We start from the raw sequence: 26436 nt of genomic DNA, 5'->3' as shown, positions 1-26436 counted from the left end.
CCGTACAACCCGCGGCTCCCGCCTTCACTGCCCGCCACTCGTCGGCGCGCGCGAGGGGTCCTGCCACAATGTCGGCAGAATGTCCGACACGTCAACGTCGCGCGTGTCGTCGGGCGTCACGCCCAGCATCGCGCCGATCCGCGAGATCGTGCGCCCAACCACGGGTGCCGCGTTCCACGCCGCGGTCTTCCAGCCATAGGTTTCCTTGGTGCCGAGCGGCGAGTCGAGCATCGCGACCACGACGTAGCGCGGCGCATCCATCGGGAAGGCGGCGGCAAAGGTCGCCACGTTGCGCGACCGGTCGTATCCGCCTGCGACCGCGGCCTCGGCGGTGCCGGTCTTGCCGCCGACGCGGTAGCCCGGCGCATCGCCCTTGCGCCCGGTGCCGCGCATCACGATCAACCGCAGCATCTGCCGCATCCGCGCGCTGGTCTGCTCGCTGATGACGCGGCGCCCCGCGACCTGATGGCCGGGCGCGACCTTCAGCAGCGTCGCCGGCCGCCACGTGCCGCCGTTGACGAGTGCGGCATAAGCGCTGGCGAGGTGCAGCGGCGTCACCGCGATGCCGTGACCATAGGCGGTCGTCATCGTCGTGGTGCGCGCCCAATAGCTCGGCAGCAGCGGGCGGCCCTTCTCGCGCAACTCGATATCGGGCGGCGTGTCGAAACCAAGCTTCTTGAACATCGCCTGCATCCGCGCCGGCCCGACCTCGTCCGCCACGCGCGCGGTGGCGACGTTGGAGGAATATATTAGCGTTTCCGCCATGTTGAGCCAGCGCTTCGGATCGCCGCGCTCGTCGTGAATTGTGAAGCGGCCGACCTGCAATGGGTGCGTCGCGTCGAAGCGGCGCTGCATCGAGGTGACGACGCCGTTGTCGATCGCGGTCGCCATGGTGATCGGCTTGAAGGTCGAACCGAGCTCGTACACGCTCTGCGTCGTCACGTTGCGCAACTGGTCGAGCCCGGCGCGTCCGACCCGGTTGGGGTTGAACGTCGGCAGCGACACCATCGCGATCACCTCGCCGGTCGCCACGTCGAGCACGATGCCGCCGCCGCCGCGCGCGGAGAAGGTCGTCATCGCGCGACCGAGTTCGCTCTCCATCGCTGCCTGCGCGCGCGTGTCGATCGACAGCGCGACCGGCTGGTTCTGCGTCGCAGGGTTGGTGAGCCGATCGTTCAGCGCGCGCTCGATCCCGCTCATGCCGGTGCCGTTGCTGATGAAGCCCAGCACGTGCGCGGCGAGAGAGCTCTGCGGGTACAGCCGCTGCGTCTCACGCTCGAACACGATGCCGGGTTCGCCGATCGCATTCACCGCCTCGACCAGCGCCGGGCTCGCGCGGCGATTGAGATAGGCGAAGCTCGATGATTTGGTGAGCTGCGCGTAGAACCACGCCTGGTTGCCGCGATCGGGCATCAGGTCGGCCAGGCGCTGCGCGATCTCGCTCGGGTCGCCGATCAGCTTGCGCGGGTGAACCGCGATCGTCCACGCGTCGATCGTGCGCGCGAGCTGCTGCCCGTTGCGGTCGACGATGTCGCCGCGCGGCGCGGTCAGCCGGTTGGACAGATGCTCGTCGCCGCTCGACAGGATGCCGAGCAGCGCGAGGCGGACAATGACCGCGAACACCCCGGCCGCGAACAACAGCATCAGCACCATCAGGCGCATGTGCTGCGTCGCGACCAAGGCGTGGCGTTGATCGACGTTCTTGGTGGGGCGGATCGGACGTGCGACCAGCGTGGTCACCGCAAGCGGTTCCGTTCCGCGCGTGCGCCGCTGGCGAGATCGCCGAGCGTGCCCGCGCTCAACAGCGAATTGTCGATCATCGCGACCGAGCGGACGTTGCGGTCGGGGCTGCGCGGACGCTCGCCCGCCTTGGCGATCGCCTGGCGGATCAGCACGCGCGCGGTGGCGATCGCCGGCGCGGGACGCGCGATGACGGCAGGGCCTGCGGGCACGACGTGCGCGACCTTCACCGCATCGTAGCGCGGTGCGGCCACGGGCTTGGTGATCACCGCCTTGACGATCGTCGGCGCGGCGCCCGGCGTGGCGGCGGGCGGCGCGACCGTCATCGGCGAGGACGGTACGATCAGCGACGCAGTCTGAACCGCGCCTTCACTGCCTGGGTGCAGCGGCATCATGTCGCGCGGCGACAATCCGGCGAGCGCGACCTGATCGCGCACGAACTGCCGCGTGGTGGGCACGGTCAGCGCCAGCGTGTTGCCGTTCCAACGCTCGAGCTGCGCCAGGTTGGAGCGGACGTCGAACTCGGTCTCTAGCGCACGAATATCGCGCTCCGCGCTCGCGATCTTGACGTCGATCATCTGCAACCGCTTTCGCTCGGCGGCGACCTGCGAGGAAACGAGGTAGAAGCCGATCGCGACCAGCGCGCAGCTCGACAGCCACCCGAGCCCTTTCAAGCGGTACAATGCCACCACGTTACGCCTCCAACACAGGAACAGATGCCGCGCTACGCCGAGCGGCACGAAGGGTCGCGGAGCGCGCGCGCGGGTTCGCCGCCAGCTCCGCCTCACCCGCGCGGATCGCGCGGGACAGATTCTCGAACGCCGCCGGCGCTGCCGCCGCGGCCATCGGCAGGTGGCGCGACCCCGCCGGCGCGGCACCGCCGCGCTCGCGCAGGAAGCGCTTCACCATGCGATCCTCCAGGCTGTGGAAACTGACCACCGCCAAGCGTCCGCCCGGTGCCAGCACGCGCTCGGCCGCGGACAGCCCGTCCGCCAGTTCGTCGAGCTCGCGGTTGACGTGGATGCGCACCGCCTGGAACGCGCGCGTCGCAGGATCCTTCTTCTCGTGCGGACGATGCCCGAGCGCGCGACGCACGACGCTGGCGAACTGCGCCGTCGTGGTTAGCGGCCGCGCCGCCACCACGAAGCGTGCGACGCGTCGCGACTTGGGCTCGTCGCCGTAGCGGTAGAGCACGTCGGCGATCTCCCCCTCGTCGGCGGTGTTGAGGAAATCGGCCGCGCTCGGTCCGTCTTGGCTCATCCGCATGTCGAGCGGACCGTCGGACTGGAACGAGAAGCCGCGCTCCGCCTGATCAAGCTGCATCGATGATACGCCGATGTCCATCGTGACGCCATCGACCGGCAACTTGCCGAGTTCCGTCAGCGCTTGCTCCATTGTGGAGAAATCGCCCGCTACCAAAGTGAGGCGCGGCTCGGCCGCCTCCAGCGCGCGACCGGCAGCAATCGCTGCGGGATCGCGATCGAATGCGATCACCTCCGCACCCGCCGCCAGCAGCGCGCGGGTATAGCCGCCGGCACCAAAGGTCGCGTCGACGTGACGCTCGCCGGGTGCGGGCGCGAGCGCGGCGATCACTTCGCCCAGCAGCACGGGAACATGCGGGGATTGGGTCACAGCGCGATCCCCTTTTCCTCGCAGGTGAACTCCACGAACTCGCGGATGAACGGGTCGACGTCCGTCGCTTCCAGTAGCAGCGCGGGCGCCCAGATCGTAATCCAGTTAAACGATCCCAGGAACACCGCCGCGCCGCCGATCCGCGCGTAGCGGCGCTCGAACGCGGGCATGATGAAACGGCCCGACCCATCGAACGGCAGCGGCTCGGCCGCGCCGGCACGGTCGAGGATGTTCCAGTCGGTGCGGCCTTCCTTGGCCTCGTCCGCCGCTTCGCGCGCCTTCAGTTCGGCCTTGTGGATCGGCACGAAGTTCGGGTCGTAGGCGATCAGGCAGCGGTAGGCCGGGTGCGCGGCGATGATAACGGTGCCGCCGTCCTTGCCGTCGTCGCGCGGGCTGTTCTTGGCTAGCGCTGCGCGAAGGGTGTTGGGAATCGCGACCCGGCCCTTGTCGTCGACAAGACCAAGCCCCTTTCCCTGATAATCCACCCGTTCGGCCACACCCACCTCGCACTCGGGGTACATGACCGGGTTGCCCGCGGAACGACCATCATCGCCCCGCGCTCAAGCCTGTCTGCAAACAACGTTGGTGCTGCCCCCAATGTCACAGGAGGCGTAGCAAAGTTGCGGTGGGATCGGAAGGGATTTCCGGGGAAATTCGGGGAAATCGCGCAAGGTATTGGATTAGCGTGATGTGCCTGCAACAGGCGAGTTTATGTTCCTTATTTGTTCTTATCCGCTCCGCTAACGCATGTTGATCGCTAGGAAAAAAGGTCAGAATATCAGACTATTTCCGCGTCGCGTCGGCATTACACACCCACTCTAACAACGACCGCCTACTTCCCGGTTGAGCCCGCATCGCTGTTGCCGATGCTGGGCGTGACCCCCAGTTCGGCCAAGGGCTCGTTGCCCGCGGACGGCGCTGCCGCGGGTGCGCCCGCTTGCGCCACGACGGCACCGCGCGACGCAGCGTCGGCCACTGGTCGATCGCGCGTCACGGTGGAGAAGATCGCACTCGCCAGCCCAATCAGCAGCACGACCGCGGCGAGACCGATCATGCCGACCCGGATACGCTGGCGCGCCTGCTCCGCCACGTCGCGAGGATTGGGTTGCTGCTTCATCCTGTCGCACGGGTATAACGGATCGTCGCCATCATGTCGAACCTGCCAACGCCCCCCGCTCGGCTCACGCCGTACGGTGCAAGCCCTTGGCGGCGCGCCAGGTGGGATCGTGCAAGGTAGACAGATAGCGAAAGCCGGTATCGCACAGGATCGTGGCGACGCGCTTCCCCGGCCCAAGATGCCGCGCGAGCCGAACCGCGCCCGCTACATTGATTCCTGACGATAGGCCGAGGCACAATCCTTCCTCGCGCAACAAGCGATCGACCCAATCATAGCCTTCCTGATCGGAGATGCGAAACTGCGTGTCGATCGGCGCGCCTTCGAGGTTGGCGGTGATCCGCCCCTGCCCGATCCCTTCGGCGACCGACGACCCTTCCGAGCGCAGTTCGCCGTGCGCGTAATATTCGTAGAGCGCCGCGCCGTGCGGATCGCTGAGCGCGATGCACACGCGCTCGTCCTTCGCCTTGAGGCCGAGCCCGACACCCGCGATCGTGCCGCCGGTGCCCGCGGCGCAGGTGAAGCCGTCGACGCGCCCGTCCATCTGCGCCCAGATCTCCTCGGCGGTGCCGGTGACGTGCGCGCGACGATTAGCGATATTGTCGAACTGGTTGGCCCACACCGCGCCCGGCGTTTCCTCGGCGATCCGGCGTGACGTGTGCACGAAATGGCACGGCGACGAATAAGGCGCGGCCGGCACCGTCACCAATTCCGCGCCAAGCGCGCGCAGCGTGTCCATCTTCTCCTTCGACTGGGTGTCGGGCATGACGATGATCGTGCGATAGCCCTTGGCATTGGCGACCAGCGCGAGGCCGATCCCGGTATTGCCCGCTGTGCCCTCGACGATGGTGCCGCCGGGTGCCAGCAACCCGCGTTCCTCCGCATCCTCGACGATCGACAGCGCGGCACGATCCTTCACGCTGGCGCCCGGATTGGCGAACTCGCACTTACCGAAGATGTCGCAACCGGTCGCCGCGCTCGGACCTGCCAGACGGACGAGCGGGGTGTTGCCGATGAGCGCGAGCGTGCCGGGGATAGTTTCCATCGCGACGACATAGGGGGTCCACCCCGCCGCCCGCAAGCAAGCGCGGCTTTGCGGCGCCAAAGCATTGCCGGGGCGACCGCGAACCTTGCCGCCGTACGTCTCATCGTGTCGCATCGCAGCAGAGACTTGACGCGCTTTTGCGCATGCGCGAAGCGCCGCCGCGTTATGGTAACCCGCCTCCTCCCCCCGCTCGCCGCCACCGCTCTGTTAGCGCTCGCGGCATGCAATTCGCAGTCGAGCCCCGAAGTGGTCGACATGAACCCCGATCCTATGGCTGCCAACCTCGCCAAGGCCGCACCGGTCGAGCTGCCGCCCGCGATCAAGGCCGACAAGACGATGCGCTGCAAGGACGGCAGCCTCGTCTACGTCACCTTCTTCCAGGGCGACAAGCAGGCGGTGGTGCGCACCGCCAAGGATGGAACGCCGACCGTGCTGAAGAGCGCCGAGGCCGGCAAGCCGCTGACCGCCGAGGGCGGTTGGTCGATGACCGGCAACACCACTGCGGTCGCGTTGACCCAGCCCGGCAAGGGCGCGCTCGCCTGCCACGCCTAAGCAGGGTTCCGTCAAATCGGGACCATTGTGGCCGTTGTCATGGCGGAGCGAGCAGCTTAGCCTGACGCTGCCATGGCGACGATTGCGATCTACAGCCTGAAAGGCGGCGTCGGCAAATCGACGCTCGCCGTCAACCTGGCCTGGTGCGCCGCGACCCTGTCGTCGCGGCGCACCTTGCTATGGGACCTCGATCCGCAGGCCGCATCGAGCTGGATGCTCGGCGAGGATGGCGGTGGTGAGCGCGCGCATGCCGTGTTCGCGCGCCACGTGCCGCCCGCGCGGCTGATCCGCGTCACGCCGGTCGAGCGGCTCGACCTGCTGCCCGCCGACGCGTCGTTGCGCGATCTCAATCACCTGTTCCGCACTTTGGCCAAGAAGCGTCGGCTCGAACGACTGCTGGACGAATTGGGCGATCACGACCGCGTGCTGCTCGACTGCCCGCCCGGGCTGACCGAAACCGCGGATCAAGTTGCGCGCGCCGCCGACCTGATCGTCGTGCCCGTCGTTCCCTCGGCCTTGTCCGAGCGCGCCTGGGTCGAGGTCGACCGGCACCTGGGCGGGCGCACGCGCACGCTGCCGGTCCACGTCATGGTCGATCGCCGACGCGCACTCCACGCCGACGCGCTGGCACGCCATCCCGACTGGCCGATCATTCCAATGGCGAGCGCGGTCGAGAGCGCCGCCACCAGCCGGCGCTGCCTGGGCGCGATCGCCCCACGCTCGGTTGCGGCGATCGCCTTTGCCGAATTGTGGACCAGAATCGAGAAACGGCTCGCGTGATGGTGCAGCGGCTCGATCCCGCCCTACTGCTTGGTGCCTATTCGGTGGGCGTGTTCCCGATGGCGGACAGCCGCGATGCGGACAGCGTCTACTGGGTCGAACCACGCCGCCGCGCGATCCTGCCGCTCGACCGCTTCCACCTGTCGCGCTCGTTGCGCAAGGTTCTGGTCGCCGATCGCTTCCGCGTCACCAGCGATCGCGCGTTCGAGCAGATCCTGCGCTTATGCGCCGAAAGTGCCGCCGACAGACCCGAGACGTGGATCAACGAGTCGATCGAACACGCGTTCGGCCAATTGCACGCGATGGGACATGCACACTCGGTGGAATGCTGGCTGGGCGACGAACTGGTCGGCGGCCTGTACGGCCTATCGATCGGCCGCGCCTTTTTCGGCGAGAGCATGGTGAGCCGCGCCACCAACGCATCCAAGGTCGCGATCGCCGCGCTGGTCGCGCGTCTGCGCGCCGGCGGCTATGCCTTGCTCGACTGCCAGTTCATGACCGATCACCTCGCCTCGCTTGGCGCGGTGGAGATCAGCCGCAGCGCTTATAAGGCGTTGTTGACCGCCGCGCTCGGCGTGTCATCGGCTTCGTTGGGCAGCGACGACCGAGCCGATTTCGGCGCGCTCGACCGCTTGGCGGCGGGCAACGGCGCGGCGACAGGCTCGGTGCCAGGGAAGCTCATCGCGCAACTTTTGGTCCACACGTCGTAGATCGGGTGCAGCACGACGTTGAGCTGCGGCCGCTCCTTGTAGAGCCAGCCCGAGAAGACGCGCTGCCAGCGCCGCTCGACATTCTGCACGTCCAATTGCACGAACGCGCCGGTCAGCGTCTGCTGCTCCCACGGCGCGGTCTGCTCGCACGCCGACATTCGCACCACGACGTCGCCGACGCGCACCGCTTGTCCCGGCTTGAGCGTCAGGTCGCGGCTGACGCCGTTCCGCTTGTTGAGCAGGCCGAGCACCGCAACGCGCTGGTTCATCGGCGTGGTGCCCGCGTCGACCGCTGCATCCTTCACCGTCTCGACCACGTCGGAAGCGCCGTTCGCGACCTCCTCAGGTGCCGAACGCCGCGATGCGTTAGGCACGGGGCGACTCACCGTCGCGCGCGCGACGACCGGCGCGCCGATCAGGCTGTGGTCGATGCCGTACCACACCGCGCCGCCACCCGCCGCAAGCACCGCCAGGCCGCCGACCGCGGCCGCGCGCCTCACGCGTCGGGGCTCCACGCCTCGTAATCGCCGGTGGCAGAGGCACGATTACCGCCCTTCTCGAGCGCGCCCGAAGGGCGATAGGCCAGCGCGGTGCCGGTCATGTTGGGCACGGCAGGCTTCTGCCACTGGCGCGGCGCGGGCAGCGACTGGTCGGGCACGTCGGCGATCTGATGGTGCAGCCAGCTGAACCAATCGGGTGGCACCCGGCTGGTATCGTTCGCACCCTGGTAGATCACCCAGCGCCGCGTGGTTCCCTGCGGCGTGGTGCCACCTTCCCAATAGGTGTTGCCCAGCGCGTCCTCGCCGACCTGACGCTTGCCGCGCAGGCCGTAGATCATCGTGCCGATCGTTGCGCCGTTCCACCAGGTGAACGGATTGAGATTGATGCCCATCGCTGGCCCGCTTACCCGTCGCGCGCGCCCGCTTCAACGGGGTAAACCACCTCACCCCCGTCCGGCACCGCGACCGCCACCGCGAGCGGCCCCTTGCGCCCGTCGACGATCCGCGCGAGCAACGGCTGGTCGGGCTCGACCTCGGCGACGCCGGCACGGCGCAGCGTTTCCATGTGCACGAAGATGTCGCCAGGCGCATCGTCACGGACGAGAAAGCCGTAGCCCTTCAGCCGGTTGAACCATTTTACGACTACGCCCTGCCAGTCGCCGGCATCGTCCACCGCATGCTCCGGATCGATCCGGTCGCGATCGCGGTCGCGCACCACGCTTGCCGCAGCGGCCACGTCGATCTCGTGCACAGCCGTCGCCTGATAACCGCGCGCGCGCTGGATGGCGGACACGTCCATCCGCGTGCCCTCAGGTAATGTGCGACGCCCATGTTGCTGCAACACGCTGAAGTGGATCAGCACGTCACCGATCCGCTCGTCGTCCGCGACCAGGAACCCGAAGCCACGCGTCGCGTCGAACCATTTCAACGTACCGGAAACGGTCAAAGCCTCGCCCGCGTCGCCGAGGACACGTGCGTGCTCGTCCCTGCCATCGGCCAAGGGCGTTCCTTCCGGCACCGTTTGTTCGAACTCCCCTTCGCATGCACAGCGACGATCATGCGCCGCACAATGATTCAGCCTATTAACGCTCGCGTCAATCGTCGTTCCCGTCGGGATCGGCACATGATCGTACAATTTTGTTCGCCAGCGTGAACGAATGTCCCGCGCGCAGCATCGCGGCGAGTTGCTTGCGCCGTTGATCGTCGTCGACCGGATGGCGCGCAAACGGTCCGATCCGCTTGCGCCGCGCGAACGCCATGGCCTGCTCGAACGCGCCGTCGCGTACCTGCTCCACCGCCTCGGCCGCATCGTTCGCCTCGACCCGCGCAGCGTGCAGCGCGGCCGAAATGCGGCGTTCGCCGAACCCGCGACGCGCGAGCGAGGCGGTCTTCATCTCGGCGTACGCCCGATCGTCGACATAGCCTCGCTCTGCGAACCGTTCGGCGAGCGCGGTAACGTCCGCCGCCTCGCCTTCCCAGCCACGCTCGCGGATCTTGCGCCGCAGATAATCGCTCAACTTGCCGCGCGTCGTCGCGAACCGTTCAACGTACCGGAGCGCCAATCCTTCGAGCGACACGGCGGTCAAAGGCGGAACGGTGCGGCGTTCGCGTGCGCCGCCCGCCCGGCGCGATCGATCGTCGCGCGTGTCGTCATCACCCGTTCGCGCACGCGATGATCGCCTGTTGTTCGATGAACCGTCCACGCCTTGATTGTGCCACAGTAAAGAAGGATTTTGAACGTTCGGGTTTAGCCGCCCGCTCATGAACCCCGCTCATGATCCATGCACGTGCGCGAAGGCGCCGCGACAGGACCAACGTGAATGACCAGTGACCTCGCCCCGCTCCAGCCGACGCCGACTGCCGATGCGCTGCCGCGCCGGTTCTCCGATTTCGGCACGTTGGGCGAAGCATTGGACTATGCGGCGAGCGGCGCGCGCGGGCTGAACTTCCACGACGCGCGCGCGACACTGGTCCGCGTCTATTCGTACGCGCAGTTGCGCGACGATGCGCGCGCCGCCGCTTATCGCTTGATCGCCGCCGGGATCGTGCCCGGCGACCGCGTCGCCTTGGTGGCCGAGACGAGTGCCGAGTTCGCGCAGTTGTTCTTCGGCACCGTGCTGGCGGGTGCGTGGCCGGTGCCGCTGCCGCTGCCGACCTCGTTCGGCGGGCGCGACTCGTACATCGACCAGTTGCGCAATCAGCTATCGAGCTGCGACCCGCGCATGCTGATCTTCCCGACCGAACTCGACCAGATGGCAGGGGCGGCGGCGGACGCGCAAGGCGTGACGGGCGTCGACTGGAGCGAACTGCTCGCGCGGCCGGCCGAACCGGTCACGCTGCCGACGGCGAGCGCGGACGACATCTGCTACCTGCAATATTCGAGCGGTTCGACGCGCTTCCCGCACGGCGTCGCGATCACGCATCGCGCGTTGCTGAGCAATCTCGCCGCGCACGCGCACGGCATGCAGATCGCGGCGGACGACCGCTGCGTGTCGTGGCTGCCGTGGTACCACGACATGGGACTGGTCGGCTGCTTCCTGTCCCCGATGGCGAACCAGGTATCGACCGATTACCTGAAGACCGAGGATTTCGCGCGTCGTCCGCTGTCGTGGCTCGACCTCGTCAGCCGCAACGCAGGCACCACCCTCTCCTACTCGCCGACCTTCGGCTACGATATCTGCGCGCGCCGCATTTCGAGCCAGACCAAGGCGTCCGACCGCTTCGACCTGTCGCGCTGGCGCGTGGCGGGGAACGGTGCCGACATGATCCGGCCGGACGTGATGCAGGCGTTCGTCGACGCATTCGCCAGCGCCGGGTTCAAGGCCAGCGCGTTTTTGCCGAGCTACGGCCTGGCCGAGGCGACGCTGGCGGTGTCGCTGATGCCGCCGGGCGAGGGCATTCGCGTCGAGCTGGTCGAGGAAACCGAGCTGTCGGGCATGAGCCACGGCGAGGACCGCCCGCAACGCTACCGCGCGATCGTCAATTGCGGCAAGCCGGTGCGCGACATGGAGGTCGTGGTACGCGAGGAGGACGGCACCCCGCTGCCCGACGGCGCGATCGGCAAATTGTGGTGTCGCGGCCCGTCGGTGATGGTCGGCTATTTCCGCGATCAGGATGCGACCGACGCTTGCCTGGTCGACGGCTGGCTCGACACCGGCGACATGGCGTATTTGTCGAACGACTACATCTACATCGTCGGCCGCGCCAAGGACATGATCATCATCAATGGTCGCAACCATTGGCCGCAAGATATTGAATGGGCGGTGGAACAGCTTCCCGGTTTCAAGGCGGGCGACATCGCCGCCTTTGCAATCACCACGCCTGGCGGCGAGGAAACGCCCGCGGTGCTGGTGCAATGCCGCAGCTCGGACGATGGCGAGCGCACGCGCTTGCGCGACGAGATCCGCGACCGGGTTCGCTCGGTCACCGGCATGAACTGCGTCGTGGAGCTGATCCCGCCGCGCACCCTGCCCCGCACCAGCTCGGGCAAGCTCAGCCGCGCGAAGGCGCGCAATCTTTATCTCGCCGGAGAGATCAAGCCGTACGATATCGCCGCTTGACCCAACCGTGCGCCGCAGCTTTCGAACAATCGGACGTCGGTTAAACCATTAATCAACCTGCGGCGGCCTAGTCCCAAAGGGTGACGACGCCGCCGATCCCTTCCTCGCTGCCGCCTATCTCGGTCGCCACCCTGCTCGGCTTGCGCGAGGGCGAGGACGTGCAGACCTGGGGCCGTATCCGCGCCGCGCAACTGCTGGCCGGCCGTGAACTCGCTTTGTTCCTGCTGGCGGCTAATCTGATCGGCGCCGCGCTGGTCGTCATGATGCTCTCGCCCGTCGTTGCCTTGTGGCAGCTTCTGGTCTGGGCGGCATTGCTTGCTGCAGCAGCGGTAGCTGTCGCATTTCGGCGCCTGCGAACGCCCGATCGTTCCGGCAACTCCGCCACGCTCGACACCGTTCGCACCACCTTGTTCGATGGACTCGCGCTCGCCGCGACATGGGGCGCAGCTCCGCTCTTGTTCGCGCGCTACACCGCGCCGCCGACCGAGCTGGGATTGTGGATGGTGCTGTCGGTGCTGATGATCGCCGCGGCGCTCGCACTGTCACCGTTGATGCTCGCGACGCTCGCCTTCATCGGCGTGCTCGCGGTTGCGGTGGCGATCCCGCTGATCTTCTCACACGCTTATGTCGCGGCGGCTGCGACCACGATGTTCGCTGGTTTACTGATCTACGCGTCCGCGATCCGTGCGCGGAACTTCGCTGCATTGCACATGTCGGAGCTGACGCTGAGCGAGCGCGACGAGACGGTCAGCCTGCTGCTGCGTGAGTTCGAAGACTCGCGGGCCGACTGGCTGTGGGAAGTCGATGCCGCCCGTCGGATCGTGCGCGCCAGCCCGCGCTTCGCGCACGCCTGCCGCCTGTCGCCCGATGCGATGAACGGCATGCCGTTCCTCCAGGTGCTCGCCGGTCCGACCTGGGAAGCTGGCAACTTTTCAGCCGGTCTGCGGCAGTTGGCGGAGAAGCTGAAGCAGCGCGGGAGTTTCCGCGATCTCGCGCTGCCGATCATCATCGACGGCGAGGAGCGCTGGTGGGAGATCGCCGCCAGCCCGCGCTACGACGCCGATGGTACGTTCCTGGGTTTTCGCGGCGTCGGCTCCGACGTGACCGAGCAGCGCGCCTCCGCCGACCGGATCTATCGCATGGCGCGGTTCGACACGCTGACCGGCTTGCCCAACCGCTTGCACGTCAACGAGACGCTGTCGCGCGCGCTCGACGATGCCGAGCGCTGGCGCTCGCGTGCCGGCTTCATGATGATCGACCTCGATCGCTTCAAGGCGGTCAACGATACGCTCGGCCACCCGATCGGCGACCGCCTGCTGGGCCGCGTGTCCGAACGGTTAAGCCAGTTGATGAGCGACAACGAACTGATCGGTCGATTGGGCGGCGATGAGTTCGCGGTCGTGGTGCGCGACGCGTCCGACCCGCAGCGCGTCGAACGGCTCGCACGCACCATCATCGACACGCTGTCGCGCCCGTACGAGGTTGACCAGCACACGTTGTTCATCGGCGCATCGGTCGGTGTCGCCACCAGCCCGCGCGACGGGCGCACCGCGGAAACGCTGATCCGCTCCGCCGATCTCGCCTTGTACCGCTCGAAGGATCGCGGCGGCGGCGTCTTCCACGCCTATGAGCCGCAGCTTCACGCCGATGCCGAAGAACGCCGTGTGCTCGAACTGGAGCTGCGCCAGGCGCTCGAGCGCAGGCAGCTCGCGTTACACTATCAGCCGGTGGTCGAAGCCGCCTCCGGCACGCTGCGCGGGTTCGAGGCGCTGTTGCGCTGGAATCACCCGCGGCTCGGATCGATCGGACCCGACCGGTTCATCGCGATTGCCGAGGAAACGCGGCTGATCTCGCCGATCGGCGAATGGGTCGCGCGCACCGCGTGCGAGGAAGCGGCGCGCTGGCCGGGTGACCTGCGGGTCGCAGTGAATGTGTCGCCGGAGCAGCTCACCAATCCTCATTTCGTCACGGTAATCGCGTCGGCGCTCGTGCAGAGCCGCTTGCCCGCGCACCGCCTCGAGCTGGAGGTGACCGAGGGTGTGTTCATGCGCGAAGGCACCGGGGCGACGCGCGTGCTCGAACAGGTGCTCGACCTGGGCGTACGCCTCAGTCTCGACGACTTCGGCACGGGTTATTCCTCGCTCGGTTATCTCAGCCGCACGCGCTTCTCGTCGATCAAGATCGACCGCAGCTTCGTCGTTTCCGCCGCCAAGGGTGTTCCGGAGCCGCTGGCAATCATCCGCGCAGTCGTGGCGCTGGCACGCAGCCTCGGCATGGCGACCACCGCCGAGGGCGTCGAGACCGAGGCCGAGCTTGCGATGGTACGCGAGCTCGGCTGCTCGAACATCCAGGGCTATTATTTCGGCCGTCCGCTACCCGTTGCCGAGGCGCGCGAGGTGATCCGTCGCGGCTCGACCAACGCGCGCGCGGCGTGACGACGATCGGTGGTTGACGAAGCGCCGTGCTTGCGACAATAGCCGCACCCGCACAGGGGTGTAGCTCAGTTGGTTAGAGCGTCGGTCTCCAAAACCGAAGGCCCTCGGTTCGAGTCCGAGCTCCCCTGCCAGCATCAGCACTGACTTGGAAGCACCGCGTGGCAATTACGCGATCGAGCTGACCTGCACCTCGCCCGCGCAATGTTCCGCCGCCCAGGCGAGCCCGGCGGCTTCGGCGTCGTCATAGCTGTCGTAGGGCTGGCTGCCGATCATCGAGATCGATTCCGCCTCGTCGGTATCGCCGCACGCCATCAGCGCGGTGCCGTTCAGCATGAACTTGCCGTCCTCGCGGCGTTCGATCGTGATGCAATCCGCTTCGGGCGGCGCCAGCTCGCCTTCGGGTAGACGGACGATGTTCATCACGGCCTCCTGCTTGATCCGAGACCGTAACGTTCGCGCCGCCGCTTCGTGCCGTCAGCCTTTGGCGCTCGCCGGGAAGAAGTGTTGCACGATCTCGCGCGCCAGCCGCGCCGGGCGCAAGGTGTCTGCGTCGAGGCAGCACCAGCTCGACTTTACCTCGGCGAGCACGTCCTCACCGCGCCGGATAACCGTTTCGTAGAAAGCGCGCGCGCCCTGGACCTTTTCCAGCAGCACGGTGGCGACCACGTCGTCGCCCAGGAAGGTCGGCTTGCGGTAGGTGATCTCGTGTTTCAGCGCGACCCACAGGTGCTGCGCCACCGCGTCGGCGGGCGCGAGCGCGCGCCAATGGTCGATCACCGCTTCCTGTACCCATTTCAGGTAGCTGGCATTATTGACGTGCCCCATGAAGTCGATGTCGGTCGGATCGATACCGATCGGAAAGCGATGCGGGGCCGCGTGTGTCACGCCGTCTCGTATAATCCCTCGCGCGGCCGATGGCCAATGCTATCGCGGGCGCGGCGGCATAGTTCCGCATGGGGGCAGCTTACCCAGACCACCCTTGTGTTCCCGCGTCCGCTTCGCTAAGTCCCGCTCACATCCGACAGCACGGACGGCCAACATCGCTACCTCGCCCGGAGGTAGCGATGGAAGGCTCATGCCGGGCGAAAATCGAAGGTTCAACACGCGTGGCGAAGACGACCCCGATCGAATTCATCAACCAGGTTCGCGCCGAAACCGCGAAGGTGGTGTGGCCGACGGGCCGCGAAACGGTGATGACGGGTGTGATGGTCGTCATCATGACCACGGTGCTCGCGCTCTTCTTCCTCGCGGTGGACTCGGTGTTCAACGCGATCGTGAAGACGTTGTTGAGCCTGGCCAAGTAAAAGGCGGAACGCACAACACGATGTCACGCTGGTACATCATCCACGCTTACTCGGGCTTCGAGGGCAAGGTTCGCGACTCGATCATGGCGGAGGCGCAGCGCCTCGGCCTGGAGCAGCTGGTCGAGCAGATCGAGGTACCGACCGAGACGGTGACCGAGGCACGCCGCGGCAAGAAGATCGCGGTGGAGCGCAAGTTCATGCCCGGCTACGTGCTCGCCAAGTTGGCGATGACCGACGACGTCTACCACCTGGTGCGCAACACGCCCAAGGTGACCGGCTTTCTCGGCTCGTTCGGAAAGCCGCAGGCGATCTCGGAGGCCGAAGCTGCGCGCATGCTCAACTCCAAGGAGGAAGCAGCCGCTGCGCCGAAGCAGAAGGTCAAGGTCGATTACGAGATCGGCGACGCGGTCAAGGTGCTGGAAGGCCCGTTCGCGAGCTTCAACGGCACGGTCGAGGAACTCGATTTCGACCGCAGCCGCGTCAAGGTGTCGGTGTCGATCTTCGGTCGATCCACGCCGGTGGAGCTGGAGTTCGATCAGGTCGAGCGCAGCAAGTAAGCCAAGGCTTACTCGCGATCAGCGCTCGACCGGCCAGCCTCGGCCAAGCCGAGGACTGACGACACGGGATTAACTCCCGTGTCGGCCTCCACGTTCGGGAGGCCACACGAAATCACACGGTCGACCCAGTCGGCCAGTGACAAGCCGCGGGAGGCACCTTTTAGGCGCCGCTAGCACCGCTAAACTGAAGAGAGTGACATGGCGAAAAAGATCACAGGTTACATCAAGCTGCAGGTGCCCGCGGGCTCCGCGAACCCGTCGCCGCCGATCGGCCCGGCGCTGGGTCAGCGCGGAGTCAACATCATGGAATTCTGCAAGGCGTTCAACGCGCAGACCGGCGACATGGAGAAGGGCTCGCCCCTCCCGACCGTCATTACCGTCTACGCCGACCGCTCGTTCTCGTTCATCACGAAGACGCCGCCGGCGACCTTCCTGATCAAGAAGGCCGCGAACCTCAAGTCGGGCTCGAAGGAGCCGGGCAAGGTGTCGGCCGGACAGATCAAGCGCTCGGCGCTGGTCGAGGTCGCGCAGGCGAAGATGAAGGATCTGAACGCCAACGACATCGAAGCGGCGACGAAGATCATCGAAGGCTCGGCCCGCGCAATGGGCCTCGAAGTGGTGGAGGGCTGAGCACGTGAGCAAGCTGACCAAGAAGCAGAAGACCTGGACGATCGACGCCGAGAAGCTGCACGGCGTTGACGAGGCGATCGGTCTGGCGAAGACCAATGCCACGTCGAAGTTCGACGAGACGATCGAAGTCGCGCTGAACCTGGGCGTCGACCCGCGTCACGCCGACCAGATGGTCCGCGGCGTCGTGACGCTGCCGGCCGGCACCGGCAAGACGGTGCGCGTCGGCGTGTTCGCGCGCGGCCCCAAGGCTGACGAGGCGCGCGCCGCCGGTGCGGACGTCGTTGGTGCCGAGGACCTGATGGAGGAAATCCAGGGCGGCAAGATCGAGTTCGATCGCTGCATCGCGACCCCCGACATGATGGGCATCGTCGGCCGTCTGGGTAAGGTACTGGGTCCCAAGGGCCTGATGCCGAACCCGAAGCTCGGCACCGTGACGATGAACGTCACCGAAGCGGTCAAGGCAGCCAAGGGCGGCCAGGTCGAGTATCGCGTCGAGAAGGCCGGCATTATCCACTCCGGCATCGGCAAGGCGTCGTTCGCGCAGGAAGACCTGCGTCGCAACTTCGACGCGCTGGTCGAGGCCGTTGTCCGCGCGAAGCCGTCGGGTGCCAAGGGCAAGTACGTCCGCAAGGTCGCGGTCAGCTCGTCGATGGGCCCGGGGATCAAGGTCGACGTGGCGGAGATCGCCGGCGCGTAAGCGCGGCGACATCGCTGAGATGATCGAGGGGTCGGAGGCACACGTCTCCGGCCCCTTTCTCGTGTGTGTATGCCAGCACGGCGCTCGGACTGGCTACCGTAGCGGCTCACGCCTCACGCGTCCGGTCCTTCACTCCCCGTCGTCCCGGCCTTGAGCCGGGATCACGCTTCTTGTCGCAGCGTGCAAAGGAGCGGAACCCCGGATCAAGTCCGGGGTAACGAACGTAAGAAGGACTAATCAACAACCCCCTTGTGGTCCCCGCGCCACAATGCGCCGACGATCGTACGCCAACCAACCTCGAGCGCCTCACGCACCGCGGAAAAGGTTTGTAACACTGACCTTTTCTCGCTAGCCGACCAGCCCGGCAGCGGCGTGTTCGCGCCGTACATCCTTGGAGAGTCAGCGCGCATGTTCTCGCGTTATCGTGTTTCCGCCGCCGTGACGGCGCTCGCCTTGTCAGCCGGCTTCGCCAGTGCCGCGCACGCGCAGGCCTTCTATCTTCAAGAGCAGTCGGCGCGCGGCGCCGGGCGCGCTTTCTCCGGTGAGGTCGCCGACACCGGCGCCGCCTCCTTGTGGTGGAACCCGGCAGCGATCGCGGGCAGCACCGATGCGGAGGCTGCGGTCAGCGCCGCGGCGATCCTGCCCAAGGGCAAGGTTGTCGACAACGGCACCGTGATCCGTCGCCCCGGCCAGCCGTTCGCGCCCGTCGGCGGCAATGGGGTATCGCGCGATCCGATCAACAACGGCGTGCTGCCCTCGGGCGCGTTCGCTTTGCCGATCAACGACCGTGTCGCGCTCGGCGTCGCCGTCACCTCTCCGTATAGCTTCACCACCAATTACGAGACGGGTAGCTGGGCGCGCTACGGCGCGGATCGCACGCACCTGCTGACGGTCGACATCCAGCCTGGCATTGCGGTCGCGGTGACCGACTGGCTGCGCGTCGGTGGCGCGGCCAACGTCGAATATACCGACGCGAGCCTCAGCAACGCGCTGCCCAACGTGCTCGCCTCGCTGCCCGACGGCAGCCAGAAGCTGGAAGGCGACGGCTGGGACCTCGGCTGGAGCGCCGGGTTCCAGATGCACAATGAGAACACCACGGTCGGCTTCAGCTACAAGTCGGCGATCAAGCACACGTTGAAGGGCGATCTGACGATCAGCGGACTGGTCGGGCCGCTCGCGGGTTCCAATGCCGATCTCTCGGGGGTCAAGGCGCGCTTCTACACGCCGGCGCAGATCATTCTCGGCGTGCGCCAGCGCGCAGGGTCCGCGCTGACGCTCAATGCGCAGGTGGTGCGCTACACTTGGGACAAATTCGACGCGATCCGGCTCGGCGCGCCGCTCAACACCGCCATTCCTGAGAACTACCGCAACAGCTGGAGCTACGCGGGTGGCCTCGACTATGCCGTCTCGCCGGCGCTCACGCTGCGCGCGGGCGTTCAGCGTGCGATCACCCCGACACGCGACGGCGAGCGCGATCCGCGCGTGCCCGACGCGAACCGCTGGAACTACGGCGGCGGCCTGTCCTTCCAGCTGTCCCCACGCTTCGGCATCGACGCCGCGGCCAATTACGTCGACTTCAAGGACGAGACGATCGACCGCGTCACCGCCGCCTATGCCGGCACTGCGGCGCAGACGCCGATTTTGACGAACGGCCGTTTGGAGGACGCGCACGCCGTCGTGCTGTCGCTCGGCGGACGCTTCACCTTCTGACCTGACCCGAGCGGGCGGCGGGCGTCGATGCTCGCCCCCCGCTCGCCCTGACGGCGCCCTGCCCTGGCGCCTCGACAAGCCATCCTGCTGCCGCCATGCTCGCCCGACAAGATGGGAGAGGCGCGCATGGCGCATTTCGGCGATTTCCAGAACGCGATCTACTATGCCGGCCTGTCGGGCATGCAGCCGACCTGGCCGGTCGACTATGCGACACTGAAGACGCGCGCGGAGGCGGCGATGCCTCCATCGGTGCTCAACTACGTCCAGGGCGGCTGCGGCGACGAGTGGACGCAGGACGAGAATGCGCGCGCGTTCCGGCACTGGGGCATGGTGCCGCGCATGATGGTCGATTGCACGCAGCGCGACCTCTCGACACAAACGTTCGGCATGTCGCTCGCGTCGCCCTTGTTCATGGCGCCGATCGGGGTGACCGGCATCTGCACGCAGGACGGCCACGGCGACCTCGCCGCCGCGCGCGCGAGTGCCGCGACCGGCGTGCCGCTGACCGCCTCCACGCTGTCGAACGACACGCTGGAGGACGTGCACGCCGCGTGCGGGGACACGCCTGCGATGTTCCAGCTCTACACCCCGCGCGACAAGGACGTGGCCGCCAGCCTCGTCTCACGGGCGGAGGCCGCAGGGTACAAAGCAATTGTCGTCACGCTCGATACATGGGTGACCGGCTGGCGTCCGCGCGACCTGAACGTATCGAACTTCCCACAATTGCGCGGCCACGTGCTGCAGAACTACTTCAGCGACCCCGCCTTTCGCCGCCTGCTCGCCAAACCGCCCGAGGAAGATCTGCGCGCCGCGATCGGCACTTGGGGTGCGACCTTCGGCAAGGTGCTGACCTGGGACGACATGGCGTGGCTTAAGTCGCTCACCGCGCTGCCGATCGTGCTGAAAGGCATCTGCCACCCCAATGATGCGCGCCGCGCGATCGATACGGGTGCGGACGGCATCTACGTGTCCAACCACGGCGGGCGGCAGGCAAACGGCGGGATCGCGGCGATCGACATGCTCGCCCCTGTCGCCGATGCAGTGGCGGGCCGCGTGCCGGTGCTGTTCGACAGCGGCATCCGCTCGGGCACCGACGTGATCAAGGCGGTCGCACTCGGCGCCGATCTGGTCGGGGTCGGCCGGCCCTATAGCTACGGCCTGGCGTTGGGCGGCGCGGACGGGTGCGCGCACGTGCTGCGCTCAATCCTGGCAGAAGCGGACCTGCTGATGGCGGTCAACGGCCTGCCCGATCTGAACGCGGTCCGCGCCGCCGGAGCGACGCGGACCGATCGCTGAGCCTCAACCCTCGCCGTCGGGGAAGTCGGTCGCGAGGCTCGCCGCGCGCTGCGCCTCGATCTCGTTCAACCGCGCGCGCAGCCGCTCCGTGACCGCGTCGATCCCGAACCTGCCGAGCACGAAGTGACGCGGCGGATGCTCGCGTACGACCGCATCGATCATCGCCTCGGCCGCGCGGATTGGGTCGCCGGGCTGCTGCCCCGAATAACCGCTGGTCTGCGCCATGCGTGCAGCGGCAGTGTCGGCATAGTCCGCGATCGTGCTCGCAGTCTGCTTGAGCGAGCGCCCCGCCCAGTCGGTGCGGAACGGCCCCGGCTCGATGCAGGTGACCGAGATGCCGAGCGGCGCGACCTCGGCGGCGAGCGAGTCGGAGAAGCCCTCCACCGCGTGCTTCGACGCCGCGTAATAGCCCGAGGCGGGAAAGCCGACGAGCCCCGCAACCGAGGTGACGTTGACGATCGCGCCGCCGCGCTGCGCCCGCATGCCCGGCAGCACCGCGCGCGTCATCGCGAACAGGCCGAACACGTTGGCGTCGAACTGTGCGCAGATCTCCGCCTCATCGCCCTCCTCGATGCTCGACTGGTAACCGTAGCCCGCATTGTTGACGAGTACATCGATACGACCGAACCGCTCGTTCGCGGCAGCGACGGCGGCAGCGACCTGCGCCGCGTCGGTCACGTCGAGGTCGACCGCGAGCACCCGCGCCGGCGCCAGTGATATTAGGTCGGCGACGCGGCCTGCCCCGCGCGCGGTCGCGATCACGCGCCACCCGCGCGCGATCACCCGTTCGGCGAGCGCGCGGCCGAAGCCGGTCGAGCAACCGGTCACGAACCAGACCGGATCGGCGGAAAGCGGCATGTAATCAATCCTTTAGCCAAGTATTTGTATTGAACTGCCCGGCAACGCCGCGCGACCGGGCTACGTTCCAGCCGTCGATTGAGCTAGGGACAGGTGATGCGAGCGAGCGGACGCGACCGGGCGATTAGTGCGGGCAGCGTGGTCCTGCTGCACGTCGGCGCCTTGTGGCTCCTGCTGCACGCGCGCGAGCCAACGCAACTTGCGACTTCGACGACCTCGCTCGCCACGTTCGAGATCACGCCGCCGCCGCCCGCACCACCGCCGCCGCCTCGCGCCAGTCACACCGACCGCCGAACGGGTCGCGGCGGGTTGAGCGGCGTCAAAGCAGTCCGCAGCGCGGTCGCAGCACCGATCCCGCTCATCGTGCCGCCGTTACCGCTGTCCGCACCGGTATCACCGCAGGATGGTACGGCGATCGTCGGCGGAGCCGCCGCGACAGGCGTGGGCGCGGGCGACGGCCAGCGTGGTGACGGCGTGGGCAGCGGCAACGCGGGTGATGGTGCGGGCGCTGGCAGCGGCACCCGCGCGCAGTTGGTGGCGGGCACGATCGGGCCGCGCGACTATCCAAAGGCGGAGCGGTCGGCGCGGGTCGGCGGCGTGGTGACGGTCGCCTTCACCGTCAGAACCGATGGACATGTTGACGGATGCGCGGTGACACGGTCGAGCGGCAACCCGGCGCTAGACCGAATCACCTGTCAGTTGATCGAGGCACGCTTCCGCTACACTCCCGCCCGCGACGCCGCGGGCTCGCCGGTCAGCGAACGGCGCGGCTGGCAGCAGCGCTGGTGGGTCGAGCGCGAGTGAGGCGGACCGGGCACTGCCTGCGGCAGCTACCCGGACCACGCGGCTTCATCGAATCAGGAGTTCACCGACGTAGATCATCGCGGTCGCGGTCGCCTGCGCGAAGATAACCGCTGCCGCGGCGAAACCGGTCGCCGCCACGACGACGCCGCTCCTGTGTCCAACTTGCTTGATCGTGCCCATGGCTCATCCTCTCCATCGCGGAGCCGGGGCCACCTGTCCGGGGTCACCCGGTCCGTGAGGGTAGTTGTACGCCGGATGAACGGCCAAGTCCATAGCACGACCGAGCCGGCCATTTACGTCACGGATATGCCACAAACGTTGGCGGGAGGACGTCGGCCCGACGTCCTCCCCTTGATCGATCAGATACCGACGATCCCGCCATCGTTCTTGGTGATGACGATGGTGGCCGAGCGCGGACGGCTGGTGCCCGCCTGCCCCGACTGCGACGCCGGCCAGCTCGACGTGATGTTGCCGACGTTACCGTTCTCGCCGGGATGCTGGATGTTGACGAACAGCGAGCGGCCGTCCGGCGTGGAGGTGATGCCGGTAATCTCGCACTCCTTCGGCCCCACCAGGAAGCGCTTGAGGTTCGCGCCCGGCGCCGCACCGATCCGCGTCGTCGTCGTGCTGGTGGTGGTCACGCCCGCGGCGGTCGTCAGCGTGTTGTTGACCGTGCGCGTCCCGCCGTCGCCGACCCGGCCCGGCAGTGCGGCCAGCATCATGCAGTTGGTGACGTCGGTATAGGCGCCGTCGTCGGTCTGGATCCACAGCACCGGCGCGACCTGGCCCGTCACGTTGGTATTGCGGCCGAACCACAGGCCGTCGGGCGAGGAGAAGTCGTTCGACGCGTCCAACCCCGACAGGTTGATGTTGGTGCGATCGAGGTCGGCGCCCGAGCCGAAGGCGTAGACGTCCCAGGTGAAGGTGGTCGCCTCGGTCGTGTCGCCGCTCTCGCGCACGCGGATCACGTGGCCGTTGGCGTTGCCGCGGGTCGCCTGCGCCGTGGTGGGCGGATCGGCGTTGACGACGTCACCCTGCGGCAGCTTCGGATCGGTATAGGCGCGCGGGTTGGACGCATCGGTGTTGGCGGGCGTGCGCGACGAATTGTTGGTCAGCGTGCAGTACATCTCGCCGTTGACCGGGTTGACCGCGGTCCACTCGGGCCGGTCCATCTTGGTCGCGCCCAGCACGTCGGCGGCGAGGCGCGTGTTGATCAGCACGTCGGCCTGATCGGCGAACGGATAGGTCGTGTTCGCCGCAGTCAGCCCGTTCTGCCCGAACACGAGCGGCAGCCACTGGCCCGAGCCATCCGCGTTGAACTTCGCGACGTAGAGCGTGCCGGTGTCGAGATACTTGTCGCCGATCGCCAGCCGGTCGGCGTTGGTCGCATCCGCATCGGCCCAGACCGCGGTCGACACGAACTTGTAGATATATTCGTTCTGCGCATCGTCCCCCATGTAGAATGCCGGGCGCGTGCCGGCGATCGTACGGCCGGGCCAGCAACCCTCGTGGTTCATGCGGCCGAGTGCGGTGCGCTTGCGCGGCGCGGCGGCGGGGTTGAACGGATCGATCTCGACCACCCAGCCATATTGGAACGGCTCGTTGCGGAAATCGGCGGTGCCGTCGGCGGCAAGCCCGGCGGTCGCGGTCGCGTTCCACTTGGCAAAGCGCGTGTCGCCCGCGGTGGAGGGCTGCACGGTGGTCCAATTGTAATTGCCGCCAGCACCCTCACGGATGCCGTAGCGGGTCAGCGAGATGTTCTGCTTGGCGAGGCCGGCTGCGCTACGCACCGCCGCGTCGCCAGCCGTCCGCCGGAAATAGCCCGCCCAATTTTCCTCGTTGGTCAGGTACGTGTTCCATGGCATCTGGCCGTTGGCGCAATTGTTGATCGTGCCGCGACCGGCGGTCGCGTCGTTCGAGTACAACGTGCGCAACTGCGCCGCGCCGCGCACCGGTCCGTTGAACACCATCGGCGTGTTGGGCGTGATGCGGCGGTTTAGCGCCGATGCCTGAACGTAGCTCCACGCACCACCGCTGGCGCGCGTCACCTCGATCGTCGACACGCCGTGCGCCTCGATCTCCTTGATGACCTCGGCCTCGGGACGACGACCGGCAACCGTGGTCGGGCCGTTCGCGTGCATATAGGCCGGCACGATGTTCTCATGATTGAGCGCCAGGATGCCGCGGCTGTTGTTCAGCGCATCGGGCGTGTTGCCACTCGCGGCCAGACCGAAGAAGCTCATGCCGTCATGCTGGTCGCCGGCGCGCTGCGCGAAATTGGTGTCCTGCCCGTCGTTGCCGTAGACACTGACACCAGCGGCGATCGGATCGCCGAGCCGGTACAGCACCGCGACCGAGTAACCCTCCGGCACGGTCACGATGTCATTGAGGTTCTTCGACACCGCCGTGAAGGCGAGCGTCGCTGGATTGACCGTCACGGTCGTGTCGGCGCTGCTCGTCTGGCCGTTCTTGCCCGATGCGGAGAAGCGGAACACCAGCGCGGTCGCGGCGGCGACGGCGGGTGCGACAAAGGTGGTCACGCCGCCCGCGGTGCTGAGCGTCACGGTCGGGCCACTCACCTGCGTGAAGCCCGAGGTGGTCGCATTGTCGCCCGCGATGCCGTTCAGCGTTACCGTCTTGCCCGACGACGTCGTGATCGACTCGCCCGCGCTCACCACCACGCCCGGATCGTCGAGCTCGTCGCCGCCGCACGCCGACAACAGAACCGAGCCGAACGCCGCGGTGGTCATCGCCGACAGGCCACCGAACAAAGTCTGGCGGCGCGAGTAGCGCTGCTGGACGATGTCGTTCAGGTGCAGATTGCGGCTGGCGTTGGTATCGACGTCACCGTCGTCGTAGCCGATGGTGGTGAGGCTGAGCTCGGTCATCACGAATAATCCCCCGGATCGCGCCGCTCCCACGACGCCACGTCGCCCATGTGACGGCTTCGCGCGACAATGCGGTGGCAGTTCGATGATGGATCGGTGACGACGGCGTTGCAGTTTCGCGACACGAGACAATGGCTTGCACCGTCGCTGCGATCTGCTAAAGGCGCGCTCGATCCGGACATTGCTCGCGCTTTGTTCGGCTCATCCGTCCAAGACAGTGGGTGCCGCGGATCTGCCGCGGCTTAATCCCCCACCGAGACGGGGAAACAGGATTTGATTGCACGCCGAACTGCGCGTTCGTCGTGCCTGCTCCCAGCGGGCGTCCCCTTCCCCATCGTCGGACACACCGTTCGTGCCGTTCGGCGCGCGCGGGACAAGCAACCGGGCGTGCGGCTTCGGCCGAGCGCCTATGAACGTGGAGAATGGCATGGATCGTGCGCAGAAAAGCGCAGCCGTTGCCGCGCTGAACAGCACCTTCTCCGAGGTCGGTGTGGTGGTCGTCACCCGCAACCTCGGCATGACGGTCGCGCAGTCGACCGACTTGCGCAACCGGATGCGGGATGCCGGCGCGGTATACAAGGTCTCGAAGAACAAGCTTGCCAGGATCGCGCTCGACGGCACCGACTATGGCTCGATCGGCGACATGCTGACCGGTCCGGTCGGCCTCGCCACCTCGACCGATCCGGTCGCGGCGGCAAAGGTCGCCGTCGATTTCGCGAAGACGACCGACAAGTTCGAGATCGTCGGCGGCGCGATGGGCGCCACCGCACTCGACCTGGCGGGCGTCCAGGCATTGGCGACGCTGCCCTCGCTCGACGAGCTGCGCGCCAAGATCATCGGTCTCGTCGTGGCACCCGCCACGAAGCTGGCGACGATCACGCAGGCACCCGCGGCTCAGATCGCGCGCGTCCTGTCGGCCTATGCCGAGAAGGAAGCCGCCTGAGTCTCTCGGGCGAGTTCATTTTGTTGACGAACGGGACCGTTGGTCCCCGATAAACTGGGAAAAGTAACATGGCAGACCTGAACGCGCTGGTTGACCAGCTGAGCGAACTGACCGTCCTCGAGGCCGCTGAGCTCTCGAAGATGCTCGAAGAGAAGTGGGGCGTCTCGGCCGCAGCAGCGGTTGCAGCAGCGCCGGCAGCTGGCGGCGCCGCCGCTCCGGCCGCTGAAGAGAAGACCGAGTTCGACGTGATCCTGACCGGCGACGGTGGCAAGAAGATCAACGTCATCAAGGAAGTCCGCGCGATCACCGGTCTCGGCCTGACCGAGGCGAAGGCACTCGTCGAGGGCGCGCCGAAGGCCGTCAAGGAAGGCGTGTCGAAGGACGAGGCCGAGAAGGTCAAGGCGCAGCTGGAAGGCGCCGGCGCGACCGTCGAGCTCAAGTAAGCCGCAGTGGGCGCGGGCGATGCCCGCCCCCACAAGGCCGGCCGGCGCGGCCAAAGCCGCGTCCGACGTCACGGGACTTGCTCGCGTGACGGCCGAAGCCAACAAGAAAAGGGCGGCCCGCAACAGCGGTGCCGCCCTTTTCTTATTCCACCCCTCCCGCACCCATCACCCGAACGGGTAATCGACACGGCGGTGAACGAGTGAGACGATCACCTTCATCGCAGCGGTGCGTTTGTTG

General features: G+C 67.2%; 28 protein-coding genes, 1 tRNA gene and 1 pseudogene. 15 read left to right on the top strand and 15 right to left on the bottom strand.

Features of this window, described 5'->3' with window-relative positions; translation table 11 throughout:
- Positions 1-24: 24 nt before the first annotated feature.
- The 6 genes from HRV97_RS08075 to HRV97_RS08050 form a co-directional block, all read right to left on the bottom strand.
- On the bottom strand, positions 25-1740 hold the full coding sequence (locus HRV97_RS08075) for a penicillin-binding transpeptidase domain-containing protein (protein WP_174193688.1): 1716 nt from the start codon (positions 1738-1740) through the stop codon (positions 25-27).
- Positions 1737-2429, bottom strand: a complete 693-nt coding sequence (locus tag HRV97_RS08070; protein ID WP_343044462.1) for a hypothetical protein — start codon at positions 2427-2429, stop codon at positions 1737-1739. Before HRV97_RS08070 ends, HRV97_RS08075 begins: the two co-directional genes overlap by 4 nt.
- A gap of 4 nt (positions 2430-2433) precedes the next feature.
- The gene (gene rsmH / locus HRV97_RS08065) at positions 2434-3372 is read right to left on the bottom strand and encodes a 16S rRNA (cytosine(1402)-N(4))-methyltransferase RsmH (RefSeq protein ID WP_174193686.1); all 939 of its coding nucleotides are present in this window, start codon (positions 3370-3372) and stop codon (positions 2434-2436) included.
- On the bottom strand, positions 3369-3869 hold the full coding sequence (locus HRV97_RS08060; protein WP_174193685.1) for a division/cell wall cluster transcriptional repressor MraZ: 501 nt from the start codon (positions 3867-3869) through the stop codon (positions 3369-3371). Before HRV97_RS08060 ends, rsmH begins: the two co-directional genes overlap by 4 nt.
- A 335-nt stretch (positions 3870-4204) precedes the next feature.
- Positions 4205-4489 carry a hypothetical protein gene (locus tag HRV97_RS08055; RefSeq protein ID WP_174193684.1) on the bottom strand — a complete coding sequence of 95 codons (285 nt, stop codon included), beginning with the start codon at positions 4487-4489 and terminating at the stop codon, positions 4205-4207.
- Positions 4490-4553: 64 nt separating this feature from the next.
- Positions 4554-5531, bottom strand: a complete 978-nt coding sequence (locus tag HRV97_RS08050) for a cysteine synthase A (RefSeq protein ID WP_174193814.1) — start codon at positions 5529-5531, stop codon at positions 4554-4556.
- A 165-nt stretch (positions 5532-5696) separates the two neighbouring features.
- On the opposite strand from HRV97_RS08050, the gene HRV97_RS08045 reads away from it, so the two are divergent.
- The 3 genes from HRV97_RS08045 to aat all read left to right on the top strand — a co-directional run bounded on the left by HRV97_RS08045 (position 5697) and on the right by aat (position 7573).
- Positions 5697-6083: a hypothetical protein gene (locus HRV97_RS08045; protein WP_174193683.1), complete on the top strand. Its 387-nt coding sequence runs from the start codon at positions 5697-5699 to the stop codon at positions 6081-6083.
- Positions 6084-6155: 72 nt separating this feature from the next.
- Positions 6156-6863, top strand: a complete 708-nt coding sequence (locus HRV97_RS08040) for a ParA family protein (protein ID WP_174193682.1) — start codon at positions 6156-6158, stop codon at positions 6861-6863.
- Entirely contained in the window at positions 6863-7573 is a 711-nt protein-coding gene (aat, locus tag HRV97_RS17385; protein WP_174193680.1) for a leucyl/phenylalanyl-tRNA--protein transferase, read from the top strand. The genes HRV97_RS08040 and aat overlap by 1 nt, the downstream gene beginning before the upstream one ends.
- Before the next feature lie 35 nt (positions 7574-7608).
- Here the strand turns inward: aat and HRV97_RS17845 are convergent.
- The 4 genes and pseudogenes from HRV97_RS17845 to HRV97_RS08015 form a co-directional block, all read right to left on the bottom strand.
- Positions 7609-7842 (bottom strand): annotated as a pseudogene (locus HRV97_RS17845) (DUF2155 domain-containing protein); the annotation flags it as partial.
- 227 nt (positions 7843-8069) lie between these two features.
- Positions 8070-8465: an NADH:ubiquinone oxidoreductase subunit NDUFA12 gene (locus HRV97_RS08025; protein ID WP_174193677.1), complete on the bottom strand. Its 396-nt coding sequence runs from the start codon at positions 8463-8465 to the stop codon at positions 8070-8072.
- A gap of 11 nt (positions 8466-8476) precedes the next feature.
- Entirely contained in the window at positions 8477-9073 is a 597-nt protein-coding gene (locus HRV97_RS08020) for a cold-shock protein (protein WP_223176658.1), read from the bottom strand.
- A gap of 94 nt (positions 9074-9167) precedes the next feature.
- Positions 9168-9650, bottom strand: coding sequence for a regulatory protein RecX (locus HRV97_RS08015; RefSeq protein ID WP_343044464.1), 483 nt, complete (start codon positions 9648-9650; stop codon positions 9168-9170).
- Positions 9651-9893: 243 nt separating this feature from the next.
- Here HRV97_RS08015 and HRV97_RS08010 point away from each other — a divergent pair, with 243 nt between their 5' ends.
- The 3 genes from HRV97_RS08010 (at position 9894) to HRV97_RS08000 (ending at position 14199) form a co-directional block, all read left to right on the top strand.
- Entirely contained in the window at positions 9894-11633 is a 1740-nt protein-coding gene (locus tag HRV97_RS08010; protein ID WP_174193670.1) for a fatty acyl-AMP ligase, read from the top strand.
- Positions 11634-11713: 80 nt separating this feature from the next.
- Positions 11714-14068 carry an EAL domain-containing protein gene (locus tag HRV97_RS08005; RefSeq protein WP_174193668.1) on the top strand — a complete coding sequence of 785 codons (2355 nt, stop codon included), beginning with the start codon at positions 11714-11716 and terminating at the stop codon, positions 14066-14068.
- A gap of 54 nt (positions 14069-14122) precedes the next feature.
- Positions 14123-14199 (top strand) — tRNA-Trp (locus HRV97_RS08000).
- Positions 14200-14233: 34 nt separating this feature from the next.
- Here HRV97_RS08000 and HRV97_RS07995 read toward each other — a convergent pair.
- Both HRV97_RS07995 and HRV97_RS07990 read right to left on the bottom strand, forming a co-directional pair.
- Positions 14234-14488 (bottom strand): hypothetical protein, encoded by a 255-nt coding sequence (locus HRV97_RS07995; protein ID WP_174193666.1) that lies wholly within the window; start codon positions 14486-14488, stop codon positions 14234-14236.
- Positions 14489-14542: 54 nt separating this feature from the next.
- The gene (locus tag HRV97_RS07990) at positions 14543-14953 is read right to left on the bottom strand and encodes a thioesterase family protein (protein WP_174193664.1); all 411 of its coding nucleotides are present in this window, start codon (positions 14951-14953) and stop codon (positions 14543-14545) included.
- Between the two features lie 221 nt (positions 14954-15174).
- Here HRV97_RS07990 and secE point away from each other — a divergent pair, with 221 nt between their 5' ends.
- From secE to HRV97_RS07960, 6 genes are all read left to right on the top strand, one after another.
- Entirely contained in the window at positions 15175-15372 is a 198-nt protein-coding gene (secE, locus tag HRV97_RS07985; protein WP_174193662.1) for a preprotein translocase subunit SecE, read from the top strand.
- A gap of 20 nt (positions 15373-15392) precedes the next feature.
- On the top strand, positions 15393-15929 hold the full coding sequence (gene nusG, locus HRV97_RS07980; RefSeq protein WP_174193660.1) for a transcription termination/antitermination protein NusG: 537 nt from the start codon (positions 15393-15395) through the stop codon (positions 15927-15929).
- Between the two features lie 198 nt (positions 15930-16127).
- Positions 16128-16559 (top strand): 50S ribosomal protein L11, encoded by a 432-nt coding sequence (gene rplK / locus HRV97_RS07975; protein WP_174193658.1) that lies wholly within the window; start codon positions 16128-16130, stop codon positions 16557-16559.
- Positions 16560-16563: 4 nt separating this feature from the next.
- The gene (rplA, locus tag HRV97_RS07970; RefSeq protein ID WP_174193656.1) at positions 16564-17256 is read left to right on the top strand and encodes a 50S ribosomal protein L1; all 693 of its coding nucleotides are present in this window, start codon (positions 16564-16566) and stop codon (positions 17254-17256) included.
- A gap of 408 nt (positions 17257-17664) precedes the next feature.
- Positions 17665-18966, top strand: a complete 1302-nt coding sequence (locus HRV97_RS07965) for an OmpP1/FadL family transporter (protein ID WP_174193654.1) — start codon at positions 17665-17667, stop codon at positions 18964-18966.
- Positions 18967-19092: 126 nt separating this feature from the next.
- Positions 19093-20262: an alpha-hydroxy-acid oxidizing protein gene (locus HRV97_RS07960; RefSeq protein WP_174193652.1), complete on the top strand. Its 1170-nt coding sequence runs from the start codon at positions 19093-19095 to the stop codon at positions 20260-20262.
- Positions 20263-20265: 3 nt separating this feature from the next.
- Here the strand turns inward: HRV97_RS07960 and HRV97_RS07955 are convergent, their stop codons facing one another.
- Complete coding sequence (locus HRV97_RS07955) at positions 20266-21120, bottom strand: oxidoreductase (protein ID WP_174193650.1); 855 nt, start codon at positions 21118-21120, stop codon at positions 20266-20268.
- A 96-nt stretch (positions 21121-21216) separates the two neighbouring features.
- Between HRV97_RS07955 and HRV97_RS17650 the strand changes: the two genes are divergently transcribed.
- Entirely contained in the window at positions 21217-21924 is a 708-nt protein-coding gene (locus tag HRV97_RS17650) for an energy transducer TonB (RefSeq protein ID WP_174193648.1), read from the top strand.
- 45 nt (positions 21925-21969) lie between these two features.
- Here the strand turns inward: HRV97_RS17650 and HRV97_RS17645 are convergent, their stop codons facing one another.
- Positions 21970-22104: a hypothetical protein gene (locus HRV97_RS17645; protein ID WP_281356789.1), complete on the bottom strand. Its 135-nt coding sequence runs from the start codon at positions 22102-22104 to the stop codon at positions 21970-21972.
- A 179-nt stretch (positions 22105-22283) separates the two neighbouring features.
- On the bottom strand, positions 22284-24812 hold the full coding sequence (locus HRV97_RS07945; RefSeq protein ID WP_174193646.1) for a PhoX family protein: 2529 nt from the start codon (positions 24810-24812) through the stop codon (positions 22284-22286).
- 427 nt (positions 24813-25239) lie between these two features.
- Here HRV97_RS07945 and rplJ point away from each other — a divergent pair, with 427 nt between their 5' ends.
- Both rplJ and rplL read left to right on the top strand, forming a co-directional pair.
- Positions 25240-25755 carry a 50S ribosomal protein L10 gene (gene rplJ / locus HRV97_RS07940; protein ID WP_174193644.1) on the top strand — a complete coding sequence of 172 codons (516 nt, stop codon included), beginning with the start codon at positions 25240-25242 and terminating at the stop codon, positions 25753-25755.
- Between the two features lie 68 nt (positions 25756-25823).
- Positions 25824-26198, top strand: a complete 375-nt coding sequence (gene rplL / locus HRV97_RS07935) for a 50S ribosomal protein L7/L12 (protein ID WP_174193642.1) — start codon at positions 25824-25826, stop codon at positions 26196-26198.
- Positions 26199-26436 lie beyond the last annotated feature (238 nt).

It is taken from the genome of Sphingomonas hominis, from assembly GCF_013328205.1.
In the GTDB taxonomy this organism is placed as follows: domain Bacteria; phylum Pseudomonadota; class Alphaproteobacteria; order Sphingomonadales; family Sphingomonadaceae; genus Sphingomonas; species Sphingomonas hominis.
This window is presented reverse-complemented; position numbering and strand designations above follow the sequence as displayed.